The following is an 11740-nucleotide window of genomic DNA, read 5'->3' as shown; positions in this document are numbered from 1 at the left end:
AACAACCGAACCCCGAACAACCGAACCCCGAACAACGAGCAGCCGAGCACCAGATCGCCCGCCGGCCGGGTATGCCGCCGAGGCGGGCGCGGGTGAAGTCGGCGCCGCGTCGCGCCCCTTCGCCACCGCCCGCGCGGACCGACCGACCGCAGGCACCTGACAGAACGAGTCGGCAGCGGTATGCTCCCGGCGATGACCACTCCGGCTGTACTTCGAATGGGGGTCCCGTCCGCGCAAGGTGAGTGCTGATGCTCACTGTGATCGCGAACAGGGATTCCCGCCTTTCCTTCTGGCAGCGCGTGCGTGAGTTCGCCGTGCCGCCGTCCATGATCGAGACCGCTACCGCCCGCCGTCGTGTCGGCGACTGGGCAGGGGCCTGTGCCGCTGCGGGCATCGACGTAGAGGTCAATCCGCGCCTTGTGGCGCGCACTCTGGGCCGGGACCTCGCGGCCCGGGTCCGGGACGATCTCCGCTGTTTGGCTCCCGACCTGTTGCGTTGGCACATGCCGCGGATGGCCCCCGACGGGTTGCTGCGCCCGGGCCTGACCATCGTCCTGGCACGGTACGACGCCCACCGGCGCGCCGGTGGAAACCCGATGCACCTCGTGGCTCGAACTCCGCCGGCTTGGGCGGATGCCGGCCAACGGATCAGCCTCGCGCTGTGGGACGGATCCCACCGGGAAAGCGGCGATCGTCGCAATGCCCATCCCCATCCGCATCCGGATCGACGGTTCCGCCTCGACCTGCACCGCCACCTGTGGGACGCGGGTAGGTCCGGCGATCTGCGGATTCGCTCCGGGGCCGATCGGCCGCCCGCCGACGGCCCGTTGATACCGGACCCGGACCCGTCGGCGGTGCTGCCGCACGGGTTCCGCTGTGCCGTCGACCGGTGGTCGGCCGAGGCGGAGATCCTGCTCCGGGCCGAGGGGCGGCCGGCCGGCCCCGTCGGGGTGCGGCTCGGCGGCCGACATCGGTTGATCCTCGAACCGGTCGCGGCTCGGGACGATCGCGGGCCGTCGGTACGGCGGTTGGTGGCGGCATCCGTTCGGGACGTCGCTGCGCTGCCGCTCCTGCCCGACGCGGCGACCTGGGTGCTGCCCGACCTGGACCTGATCCGCGCCGGCGCGATCGACGTCGATCGGCTGCACCCGCTGGTGGCCTCGGCACTGGTACCGGATCACGCGGCGGCGGCCGATCCGTCCCGAACCGCGGACCGAGCCGGACAGCCACACCTGGTGGAGTGCCGGGGAGCCCGGCACCGGATCGGCCTGGTCGACGGGGCATTGGCACCGCTGGACCACGACCCCGCCGAGATTCGTCGAGAGGAACTGTTGGCGGCGCTGACCGGCACGCCGCTTCCCTGCCTTCAGGCGATCGACGAGGCCCACCGTAATCCCGGTTGCCTGGTCGGCGTCCGCGAACGCCTGGATCACGGCGACTTCGCGGGCGCGCTGGCGGTGGTCGAGGGACTGCTGGGCCCCGACGCGTTGTTGCGTGGCGGCGCCCTCCGGGACGAGCTGGAGACGGCCGCGCTACGGCGGACGACATACGGCCTGTTCCGGGCCGGCCTGGTGGGCCCGGGCCCGCGCCCGGATCGGCGCCGCGTCCGGAAGCGCCGCCTCCGCTCGCGCCGCACCACCGCTCACTGACCCGGGACCGCCGCCTTCCCTCCTCCGCGTCCCACCACGGTTCCTCACGTCCTTACGTCCTCACGTCCTCACGTCCTCGGGTCCTCGGGTCCTCGGGTCCTCGGGTCCACGCGTCCCGCCACCGTCTCCCGCATCTTCGCGTCCAACCACGAATCAAAGGTGATCAGACATGCCCGCATACACCCCGTTCGCCCCAACCGACACTCCCGCCGAGCCGGCAACGGCCACCCCCTCCGCGTCCGCCACCCCCTCCACGTCCGCCGCCGAACCCGCGTCCCGGCTCGACGTCGCCGGCGAACTGCTGGCGCTGCTGCGCGACACCACCACCGAACCTCGCCCCGACATGCAACTGGAGGCGCTGACCCTGGCCGTGGCCGCCGACTTGCCCGTGCTGTTGTGGGGTGAGCCGGGAATCGGCAAGACCGCCGCCCTGACCCAGTTGGCCGCGGCTCTGGACCTACCGCTGACCACGGTGATCGCGAGCGTGCACGAGCCGTCCGACTTCTCGGGGCTGCCCGTCGTCGGAGACGATCCCGCCGTACAGGGCGTCCCGATGGCGCCGCCGGACTGGGCGGTGCGGTTGGTCCGGGCCGGCCGGGGACTACTGTTCCTGGACGAGCTGTCCACCGCGCCGCCGGCCGTGCAAGCGGCCCTGCTGCGCGTCGTGTTGGAGCGGCGGATCGGCGCCCTGCACCTGCCGCCCGGGGTGCGGATCGTGGCCGCCGCCAATCCGCGATCCTCGGCGGCCGACGGCTGGGAGCTGAGCCCGCCGCTCGCCAATCGGTTCGTCCACCTGCAATGGATCCACGACCACGACGTCGTCGTGCGGGGTCTCGGTGGGACGTGGCCCCTGGCGATCCTGCCCCTGCTCGACGCGCACGCCCTGCCGGAGGCCGTGGCCTTCGCGCGGCGCGCGGTGTGCGGACTCCTCGCCGCCCGTCCCACGCTCGTACACCGGCTGCCCACCAACGAAACCCGCCGCGGTGGCCCGTGGCCGTCACCCCGAAGCTGGGAGATGGCCCTGCGCCTGATCGCCTTCGCGACCGCGGCCGGCTCCTCCCGGGAAGTGCTCTCCCTGCTGGTGCGGGGCACGGTGGGGGATGGTCCCGGGCTGGAACTGCTGGCGGGCCTGGACCGGATGGACCTCCCCGACCCCGAAACGCTGCTCGCGGACCCGGTGGGTGCGACGCTGCCCGAGCGAGGGGATCTACGCCAAGCCGTACTCGACGCGGTGGTGGACGCGGTCCGCAGGCAGCCGGACGAGGCCCGGTGGGACGCGGCGTGGGCGCTCCTGGTCCGGGCGATGGAGACCGGAGCCCCGGATCTGGTGGTCGTGCCCGCGACCACCCTCGCCTCGCTGCGCCGCGAGGACTGGGACGTGCCGCATGCGATCGAGCGGCTCGCCGGAGTGGTCTCCCTGTCCCGGCGAGCCGACCACGCGGCGGCCCGCGTCGCGCTCGCCACACAGGCCGGCCGATGATCGCGGCCGCGCCGAGGCCATTGGACCTCGACAAGCTCTTTGCCGCCCGACTGCACGCCGCGCGCGCCAGGCCCTACCTGGCGACGGCGCTGTTCGCGCTGACCACGGTGGAGTCGCGGTCGGTACCGACGATGGCCGTCGACCGGCATTGGCGGTGCTACGTCTCGCCGGCGTTCGTGGACCGCACCCCGGAGGAGGAACTGGCCGGCGTATGGGTCCACGAGGTGTCGCACCTGCTGCGCGACCACCACGGGCGCGGCGACCGGGTCGCCCGCGAGCGCGGGCTGATCGGCCCGGCGGAGCGGCTGCGGATCAACATCGCCGCGGACTGCGAGATCAACGACGACGCGTTCGGCGACGGGTTGGTACGGCCCGAAGGCGCGGTCGAACCGGAAAACCTGGGGCTGTCCGACGGGGAACTCATGGAGGACTACCTACGCCAATTTCGGCTCGGACCGTTCACCCAGAGCCTGGCCTGGTTGGACTGCGGCAGTGGCGCCGACGGCCTGGAACGCGAATGGGATCTGGGACCGGACGGCGCGCACGGCCTGAGCGAGCAGGAACGGGACGCGGTGCGGTTCCGGGTGGCGCAGGGCATCACCGCCAGTCCGGGGAACGCCCCGCAGGGGTGGCGACGCTGGGCGGAGGAGGCGTTCCATCCGCCCCAGCCGTGGCGCGAGTTGCTGGGTGCGGCGGTTCGCTCGGCGGTCTCGGGACCCGGCGTCGGCGAGGACTACACGTACGGCCGACCGTCGCGGCGCTCGGCCGGCTTGCCCGGCGTCGTACTGCCGAGCCTGCGGCGGATGCCGCCTCGGGTCGCCGTGGTGGTGGACACGTCCGGATCGGTCAGTGACGCCGAATTGGGCAGCGCGCTCCTGGAGGTGGCCGCGATCACCCGTGCCGTGGGCGGCCGTCGCGACCTGGTCACGGTGGTGTCGTGCGACGCGGCGGCCCACGTGGTGGAATCGCTGTGCCACGACGAGGGCCTGTCGCTGGTGGGCGGTGGCGGCACGGATCTGCGCGCGGGATTCGCCAGAGCCCTGCGCGCGCAACCTCGCCCCGACGTCGTCGTGGTTTTGACCGACGGCCAGACGCCGTGGCCGAGCAGGCGCCCGTCGTGCCGGACGGTGGTGGGCCTGTTCCCCCGCCGACCGCCGCGAGGTTCGTCGGACGAGGAGAACCCCGACTACACACCGGACCTGCCACCGGAGTGGGCACGAGTGGTCACCATCGACGGGGGCCCCGGCGGCCGGTGACCCCCACCCCGTCGGGTGCGGCGCTACTTCACCGCGGTCACGAGCGAGATGCCCGGCGTACCCCGAAGGGCGGCCAGGTTCTCGGAGAACGTCGAAGGGTTCTTGAGCTTGACGCGGAAGGACTCCGGCATGCGCTCGACCGGTGCGTCCCCGATCGGCAGGCCCATGATCCGGGCGCTTTGGTAAGCCTCGGCGGCGCTCTCGTAGAAGATGTTCTCGATCTCCGGGAACCGCGCCAACGTGGCCCGGATCGTGGAGCGTTGGTCCGCGGTGACCTGCTTGCGGTCGCAACTCGGCGTGTCGTCGTCCACGGCGCACAGGAACACGGAGACATCGGCCCGTCCGAGCCACGGATCGGGGCCGTACGTCGCGGGCGCCGGTTGGGTCGTGGCGGGCCCGGACGAAAGCTGCGGCGGCGCGGCCCGGTTCGTCTTCGCGGCCTGGGAGGCGGACGAACACCCGACCGCCACCGCGAGCGTGATCAGCGCGGCACCGAGGCGCGGCAAGGCACTTGTCCTGACGTTGGGCATGCCGAGGATCCTGCCAGACGTGTCGTCGACAGTCATCGGGAGGCGTCGACCGTCACGTGAGCCGTCGGCGAGGGGAAGCTCGACGGCCGATGCGCCGATCCGGCGGACCGTGCGGCCGGTTCGGTGGCGACGTGACCGACGCGGAGACGGGGAACGCCGATCGGATCGTCGGCTGTAGCGTGTGGCCGGTCGAGGTCCGAGTCGAGGTCGAAGTCCAGGGGGTGGCAGCGGTGGTGCGTGGGAAGCGGCTGTTCGTCGGTGGTACGGCGAGTGTGCTCGTGGTCGCCGCGGGAACGTGGGCCGTGCGCGACTACCGCAGTTGGCGTGGCCTGGGTGTCGGTGGGCTGCCGGCGAACCCGCTCGGGTGGTTGACGACGACCCGCTTGCGCTTTCGGGGGCGCGATCCGTTCCGGGTGTCCTGTCCGGGGCAGGGCCCGGTGAGCGCGGTGTTGGTCGGCCTCCCGACACGTGACGGGGCTCGACCGCAGGTCGCCCGCCACCCCATTCCGCACCGCGTGCTGGGCCGACCCGCGTCGGAATCCCTCCGCGAGGAAATACGAGGCGTCTTCGACGAGTTCGCCGCGAGGCGCGCACCGGCACTGGAGTACCGAACGAGCCGGTGGGAGAAGCACCATCGTGCGCTCTTCGCGTTGTCGGGGGACGACGACGCGCACGCGACGAGCGGCGAGGCGGGCCACGAAGTGGGGCACGTGCATCCTGCGGACGGCTCGATGCACATGGTGCTCGGTCCCGCCGACGCGCAGCACGTCATCGACCGCGGCTGGGGCGAACTACACCCGCTGGCCGGAGTTGCCTACGAACTCCCGGCCGGTTACACGCTGTTGTACCCGCCGCGCACTCACGACGACATCGACCCCCTCCGCACCATCCTGTCCGCGGCCGTACACCACACGACCGGCGAACCACCCGTCGCCGATACCCCCGCCCCCGAGTAGCGACCCGACGAATCCCCGTTGGGCCGCCCGCGTCCGGGCGGCCCCGGGGGTCAGGTGGTTTCGGGGAAGGGGGTGGCGGTCCAGCGGATCCGGGTGGCGCACAGGGCTACCAGGATCGCCGCGGATGCGACGGCGCCCATACCCCAGACCAGGCTGGTGGCGCCTGCGATGAAGCCGATGATCGCCGGTCCGGCCAAGAGGCCCACCGTGCCCATCGTGGCGACCAGGGCCAGCGCGTCGGGGCCCTGGCGAGCAGCGGTCACGTAGACGCACGGGGTCACCGCCGCGACGCCCAGTCCCACGCACGCGAAGCCGATCAACGTCGGGGCCACGCCGCCGACCAGGAGGGCGAGGGCCAGTCCGGCCCCGGCGAGTGTGCTGCCCACGCGCACCACGACGCCGTCGCCCCAACGGGTGCGCCACCCGTCGGCGAAGATGCGCGCCAGCACCATCATCACCGAGACGACGGCGATGCCCATCGGGGCCAGTTCCGACGGCGCGTCGACGACGTCCTCGAGGTAGAGCGCCGACCAGTCGTTCATCGCACCTTCGGTCACGGTGCCGAACGCCATCGCGCACCCCATCCACAGCGTCATGGTGGCCGGCAGACGCCACGTGCGACGCGTCTTGGTCCCGACGGCGGCAGCGGGTGCGGCAGGGTCGGTGTCGGCGGTCGCAGGCTCGGGGTCCTTCGCCGGCCGGTCGTGGGTGAGCAACCCGGACCGGGTGTAGCCGATCAGCACCAAGATCAGCGCGCCGGCCACCCCGAAGTGGGTTGCCGGCGACGACGTGAACGCGTTGACGCCGGACGCCAAAAGCGCGGCGAGCAACGCCCCGGCGCTGAACGTCGCGTGCAGCTTGGCCATGGTCGTCCGCTCGAACTCGACCTCCAGCGCCGCCCCTTGCGCGTTCATCGAGACGTTCAGGCACCCGACGGCAACGCCGTCGCACAGCAGTACCAGCAGCGCCACGGGGTAGTTCGGCGCTGCGGCCAGCGCGGGCAGGAGCAGTGCCAGGCACACTGCGGACCAGGTCGCGAGCCGCCGGGAGCCCAGGCGCTTCATCAACATCCCCAGCAGGGGAAAGGATGCCGCCGCGCCCACGCCGGTGGCCATCAGCATCAGCCCGATGTGCGCCTCGGACAGGTCGAGCCGCGACTTGAGCGTGGGGATCCGTGACGCCCACGTGCCGTACTGGAACCCGAGGGAGCAAAACAACGCCGCGATCGCGAACTGCGCTCTGCGGAACGGATCTCGGACACCCACCATGTGCATCGGCCTGTTTCGTCTTTCGCTGGTGATCCGGGCAGCGGATCGTCGGTCGGCTTCGAGGTCCGGGCTCGACACCTCACACCGCCCTGGACATGTAGACCGCGTTCGCGCCGTAGCTCTTGGCGAGCCCGAGTTCGTGGTGGGGCTTGAAGCCGTTGGCCGACCAAAAAGGCTCGCTGCCGCCGACGGCGATCAGCGAGATCCGATCGTGCGACCGCGCCGCGGCCGTCATGGTCAGCCGGTGCAGGAGACGCTTGGCCCACCCCCTGCCACGCAGGTCCTCGGCGATCACGAGATCGTGCAGGTGCAGGTTGGACGACCGGTGTACGGACCCCTCCGGCCGGGCCAGATCGGGGTATCGGAACTCGGGATAGGGCAGTGCCAGCGCATAGCCCGCGATCCGCCCGTCACACTCCAGCACGAAGCACGTGCTCGGCGACGCGCGCCCCCTGGACTCCAGCGCGGACCGCTCCTCCGACAACGCGCTGTCGGTGTACATGTCGGCCTCGAGGGTCGCGATGCCGTCCCAGTCGTCGTCGGTGAGGTGCCGTATGCGCACGTCCTCGACCACCCGGTGCGTCGTGCTCATCTACTGCCGACCCGCCATCGATACGCAGACACCGGAGACCGACCCCCGAAGTCCCGGCGCCTCCCGGTCGTTGCTGTCGTCGCGTTCGCCGCTTTCGCCGAGTTCGCCGAGTTCTCCATGCCGTTCGCCGTGCTCACCGTGCTCACCGTCGACGACGTTGATGAAGCTGTACGGAAGCGGGCTGAAGCCGTTGAAGCCCTGAGTCGAGTAACTCGTGGCGTAGGCTCCCGAGGAGAGGATCCAGACGGGGTCTCCCGAGGCGAGCGCCTCCGGCACCTGGACGAGATTGTCCTCGTGCGCGTAGGCGTCGTCGCTGTCGCACGTGGGGCCCGCGACCACGGCCGGTACGTACGCCGCAGCCGGGTGCGAGGGGAACACCAGCCGGTACTGGAGTTCGTCCATCTCGTACAGGCCGTTGAACTTCCCGCAGCTCAGATACAGCCAGTACTGCCGTTCGCCGTTGAGCTGTTGCCGCGACGTCAGTCGGGACACGTGCGCCCTGATCGCGCCCTGATCGGCGACCAGGAAGCGTCCCGGCTCCATGCGGAAGTCCAGCGGGGTCCGTGACACCTTCCGGAGCAGGCGCATGCCCTCGCGGATCACGGCGAACATCTCGTCCACCGGCGGGTCCAGCGGCCTGCCGCGCTTGTCGAGATAGCCGCCGGCCGGCAGGCCGCCGCCGAGGTTGACGTGGTCGAGGAAGATGCCGCGCTCGTCCAGGGTCACGACCACCTGCGCGATCCGGGCGATCGCCTCCTGCCAGGCCTCGGCGGTCATCTGCTGGGAACCGACGTGCACGGACAGGCCCGCCGGGGTCAGCCCTGCGACGCGCGCGGCTTCGAGCACGCGTACCGCGTCCGCGCCCGAGCAGCCGAACTTTCGGCTGAGGCCCCACAGCGCCCCTTCGCCGCTGGTGGCCAGCCGGCAGAACACCCGCGCACCGGGTGCGTGGGCCGCGATCGCCGCCACGTCCTCCAGGCTGTCGGTGGCGAAGTCCCGGACCCCGAGCCGATAGGCGTCGATGATGCTCCGGTCGGACTTGATCGTGTTGCCGTAGTGGATCCGCTCGATCGGTACACCGGTCCTGATCGCCTGCGCGATCTCGTTGGGACCCGCCGCGTCGAAGCCGGCGCCCCGGTCCGCGAGAGCGGTGAGCACCTCGTCCACGGGACATGCCTTCATCGCGAACCGGACTTGGATGCCGGGCAGTTCACGGACGAGCGTTGCGTACTGTCTCTCGATTCCGGCGAGATCGAAGACGATCTGATCGTCGGGGGCGGCTGCCAGGGCGCTGCGCATATGTGTATTCATGTGCCTAAGTGCTGGTCGGGATCCGGCTACCGAGCCGGCGGACGCTCGTGGCCTTGCTCGCCCGCATCAGCGGTTCCCACGCTTCGACGAGCAGTGCGAAATCGTCGAGATCACGCCGGGCCTCGTCGAGGAGTTGCCCGCCGCGGGACGCGAGGACGTCGGCGAACTCCGCGTATCTGCCGCCCAGTCGTCGGTAGGAACGATCCAGCGTGCTCAGCCGCCGGACGTTCTCCTCCTGGTCCAGCAGGGTGCTCTCCCTGGCCAGGTCGACGATCGCGGACGCCCGCACGCGATGGTGCTCGTCGAGCAGCGCGGCATCGGCCGCCGCCATCCGCTCGTAGACGAAGTTGAAGTAGAGCATCGACAGGAAGAATTTCGTGAACCGCAGTTGATAGGCCGCGAATCCGGCGTCGGTGCGTCGTTCGGTGGTGTAGAAGTTCACGATGTTGCGGTTGTGCAGGACCCCGGGCAACCCGGCGTCGTACACCAGGTGCATGAGGAAGTAGTCGCTGCCGATGGTGTCGGTCGCCGGCGGCAGCGGCACGCGGTCGTACACCTCGTGATCGAAGCTGATGTTGCACATGTCCAGCCGCATGGGGTCGACGACGGTCAGGGTCGAGCGATCCTCGACGAACGACTCGGTGCCGGCGCCTCGGAAGGATTCCTCGACCAGATCCCGCTTTTGCGCGTCGGACCAGTGGCCGGGGGCCCACAGGCTGACCACGTCGTGGTAGACGTCGGGGTCGAGCTGCCTGATCTCACCGATGTCCACGGACAGTTCGCCCACGAAGGAACTGCCCACCAACGACACCGGGCGGTCGGCCAGCGACGGATCCAGGGCGTTGTCCGACACTGCGCCGGCCGCGTCGATCGCACGCTTCCCGAGCGACCCGAGCTCGTGATGGATGGGAAATACGGTTTCGCCGTCGAGGACCTGGTAACTGCTGTCCGAGTCCCGGCGGTGGATCGATCGACACCCGAGAGCGCCGGCGAGCAAAAACGCGCGATTGGTGCAGGCGCCGTACGAAACCCCGGCCGGCAGCATCAGATCGAGGATCAGATCGGGCTTGGCGACCGCGGCCCGGTCGATCACCTCGCGCAGGAACGCCCGTTGCCGCGCTTCGTCGAGGTGGTGCACGATCACGTTCGGCGTTCCCTCGATCTCGCCGACGACCGTCGCGTGCTCGGCACGCGCCTGCTCGTCGGAGGAGTCCAGGATCAGCAGGTGCACCTCGACGTCGAAGTGCTCTGCCGCGTGGGCGGCTTCCGCTGCGATCGCCGAAATCGTCGCCGAGCAGGGCCGGTTCGTGGGCAGGGTCAGGCAGATTTTGCGCATGCCAGTTCTCCGGTCGAGGCTTCGAGTTCTTGCCCGCGCCACGATTCGCGCCCCAACAGCTTTGCGCCGAGGTCGTTGAGCGTGGCGGTGCCGTACCTGAGGGATTCGTGCTTCGTGGCGTCGCCGACGAGCGTCTTGTTCCAGTCCGGGGTGCTCAGGTGGCGCCACGACTCGACCCGGGAGCGCGTCATCTCCTGGTGCGACTCCAGCGCGGGCATCATGGAGAGGTACTGGACCGCGCGAACACCGCTTTCCGAGACGTTGCGGGCCACGCCGTGGGCCAACAGACCGTTCCAGATGAGCAGATCGCCCGCTTCGAGCTCCGGCCGGACCACGGGAAACTCGGTCCGGTCGGCCCGGGGCCTGATCGGATCCCGGTCGGCCGGTTGCCCGAACTTCCACCGGTCGAAGTGGCGGAACAGCTCGGGTGAGCACTGGAAACCGCCGTGGTCCGGCTTGGTGTCGTCGAGCGCGATGATGCCCTGCACCCGCTGCGGCAACACGCTGAGGGTGGTGTCGACATCCCAGTGGAGTTCGATGTCGAAGCCCTCGTCCGTGGGCGCGATGTGCGCGCGGTCGCGGTCCTTGACGTTGGGCGGATTCAAGTTGAGCCGATCCAGCGTCACCCAGAGCTCTTCGCAGTCCCACACGTCGACGAACGCGTCGTAGACGCGTTGCGTCTGACGGCTGTCCCACAGCAACTGGTGGTGGTACGCCTCGACGAACCCGTAGATGTGCAGTTCTCGGTCCAGATCCGAGCGGAACTCGCGGTGATCCGAGTACCAACTCTCCGGCCGGGCCGGATCGAGCCCTTGAAAGTCCCACGCGAACTCCAGCAGCCGCTGCGCCGCGTCGGCGGGGATCGCGGCCTTGACGACGACGTAGCCGTACGTCTGCCAGAAGGCGAAGTCCTCTTCGGACAGCACGCGCAGCGGTCGCTTTTTGTGGATGTCTCGCAGCGGTGTCGCGGCCAGGTACGTCTCACCGTCCGCGCTGAAGTACGGGGTGTCCGAGGAGGCTCGATACAGGAATCGGTCGGGCGTCGGCATGCAACCACTCCAGAGTTCGATGTGCGGTGTCCGGGAGCGGCGGCCTCGCTGGGCGCGTCGGGCACGGCGGGCGCCGCGCGGCGGCCCGTGCGCCGGAGACGTACCGGTGGCGGCTCGCGGACCGGACACGTCTCGGGGCGGCCTGCGTTCCGCTCGGCTCGTCCCGAAACGTGAGGAGACGGCACGAGACGGAACGCGATGCGGCGACGCCTCGTCGCATCGGTGCGCGCATCTCGATGCGGCAGCCGGTCGCGGGGGCACCGTTGTGGGGGGAAGGAGGTTCGTCGGTACGAGGGGGATGTCGTCGGGTATG

General features: G+C 70.5%; 10 protein-coding genes. 4 read left to right on the top strand and 6 right to left on the bottom strand.

Annotated features, from left to right (window positions below; translation table 11 throughout):
• Nucleotides 1-248: 248 nt before the first annotated feature.
• The 3 genes from GT354_RS17460 to GT354_RS17450 all read left to right on the top strand — a co-directional run bounded on the left by GT354_RS17460 (nt 249) and on the right by GT354_RS17450 (nt 4385).
• Nucleotides 249-1649 carry a hypothetical protein gene (locus tag GT354_RS17460; RefSeq protein ID WP_161357229.1) on the top strand — a complete coding sequence of 467 codons (1401 nt, stop codon included), beginning with the start codon at nt 249-251 and terminating at the stop codon, nt 1647-1649.
• A gap of 169 nt (nt 1650-1818) precedes the next feature.
• Entirely contained in the window at nt 1819-3129 is a 1311-nt protein-coding gene (locus tag GT354_RS17455) for an AAA family ATPase (protein ID WP_161357228.1), read from the top strand.
• Nucleotides 3126-4385, top strand: coding sequence for a VWA-like domain-containing protein (locus GT354_RS17450; protein WP_161357227.1), 1260 nt, complete (start codon nt 3126-3128; stop codon nt 4383-4385). Before GT354_RS17455 ends, GT354_RS17450 begins: the two co-directional genes overlap by 4 nt.
• 23 nt (nt 4386-4408) lie before the next feature.
• Here GT354_RS17450 and GT354_RS17445 read toward each other — a convergent pair whose 3' ends face one another.
• On the bottom strand, nt 4409-4915 hold the full coding sequence (locus GT354_RS17445) for a permease-like cell division protein FtsX (protein WP_161357226.1): 507 nt from the start codon (nt 4913-4915) through the stop codon (nt 4409-4411).
• A gap of 131 nt (nt 4916-5046) precedes the next feature.
• Here GT354_RS17445 and GT354_RS55800 point away from each other — a divergent pair, with 131 nt between their 5' ends.
• Nucleotides 5047-5871, top strand: a complete 825-nt coding sequence (locus GT354_RS55800; protein WP_161357225.1) for a luciferase family protein — start codon at nt 5047-5049, stop codon at nt 5869-5871.
• Nucleotides 5872-5921: 50 nt separating this feature from the next.
• On the opposite strand, the gene GT354_RS17435 is transcribed toward GT354_RS55800, so the two are convergent.
• The 5 genes from GT354_RS17435 to GT354_RS17415 form a co-directional block, all read right to left on the bottom strand.
• Nucleotides 5922-7139 (bottom strand): MFS transporter, encoded by a 1218-nt coding sequence (locus tag GT354_RS17435; protein WP_161357224.1) that lies wholly within the window; start codon nt 7137-7139, stop codon nt 5922-5924.
• Between the two features lie 79 nt (nt 7140-7218).
• The gene (locus GT354_RS17430) at nt 7219-7731 is read right to left on the bottom strand and encodes a GNAT family N-acetyltransferase (RefSeq protein ID WP_161357223.1); all 513 of its coding nucleotides are present in this window, start codon (nt 7729-7731) and stop codon (nt 7219-7221) included.
• A complete protein-coding gene (locus GT354_RS17425; RefSeq protein WP_237535067.1) occupies nt 7732-9042 on the bottom strand; it encodes a type III PLP-dependent enzyme in 1311 nt (436 codons plus the stop codon). It lies immediately after the preceding gene.
• A gap of 4 nt (nt 9043-9046) precedes the next feature.
• The gene (locus GT354_RS17420) at nt 9047-10378 is read right to left on the bottom strand and encodes a DUF6271 family protein (protein WP_161357221.1); all 1332 of its coding nucleotides are present in this window, start codon (nt 10376-10378) and stop codon (nt 9047-9049) included.
• Entirely contained in the window at nt 10360-11427 is a 1068-nt protein-coding gene (locus GT354_RS17415; RefSeq protein WP_161357220.1) for a phytanoyl-CoA dioxygenase family protein, read from the bottom strand. The genes GT354_RS17420 and GT354_RS17415 overlap by 19 nt, the downstream gene beginning before the upstream one ends.
• Nucleotides 11428-11740 lie beyond the last annotated feature (313 nt).

The organism is Streptomyces sp. SID3343 (genome assembly GCF_009865215.1).
Taxonomy (GTDB): Bacteria; Actinomycetota; Actinomycetes; order Streptomycetales; family Streptomycetaceae; genus Embleya.
Note: the sequence above shows the minus strand (reverse complement) of the source record. Positions and strands in the feature narration are given on the sequence as shown.

Coding starts and splice junctions, on each gene's coding strand:
- GT354_RS17460 (WP_161357229.1), top strand. CDS start 249: ATGCTCACTGTGATCGCGAACAGGGATTCCCGCCTTTCCTTCTGGCAG.
- GT354_RS17445 (WP_161357226.1), bottom strand. CDS start 4,915: ATGCCCAACGTCAGGACAAGTGCCTTGCCGCGCCTCGGTGCCGCGCTG.
- GT354_RS17430 (WP_161357223.1), bottom strand. CDS start 7,731: ATGAGCACGACGCACCGGGTGGTCGAGGACGTGCGCATACGGCACCTC.
- GT354_RS17450 (WP_161357227.1), top strand. CDS start 3,126: ATGATCGCGGCCGCGCCGAGGCCATTGGACCTCGACAAGCTCTTTGCC.
- GT354_RS17425 (WP_237535067.1), bottom strand. CDS start 9,042: ATGAATACACATATGCGCAGCGCCCTGGCAGCCGCCCCCGACGATCAG.
- GT354_RS17415 (WP_161357220.1), bottom strand. CDS start 11,427: ATGCCGACGCCCGACCGATTCCTGTATCGAGCCTCCTCGGACACCCCG.
- GT354_RS17455 (WP_161357228.1), top strand. CDS start 1,819: ATGCCCGCATACACCCCGTTCGCCCCAACCGACACTCCCGCCGAGCCG.
- GT354_RS17420 (WP_161357221.1), bottom strand. CDS start 10,378: ATGCGCAAAATCTGCCTGACCCTGCCCACGAACCGGCCCTGCTCGGCG.
- GT354_RS17435 (WP_161357224.1), bottom strand. CDS start 7,139: ATGGTGGGTGTCCGAGATCCGTTCCGCAGAGCGCAGTTCGCGATCGCG.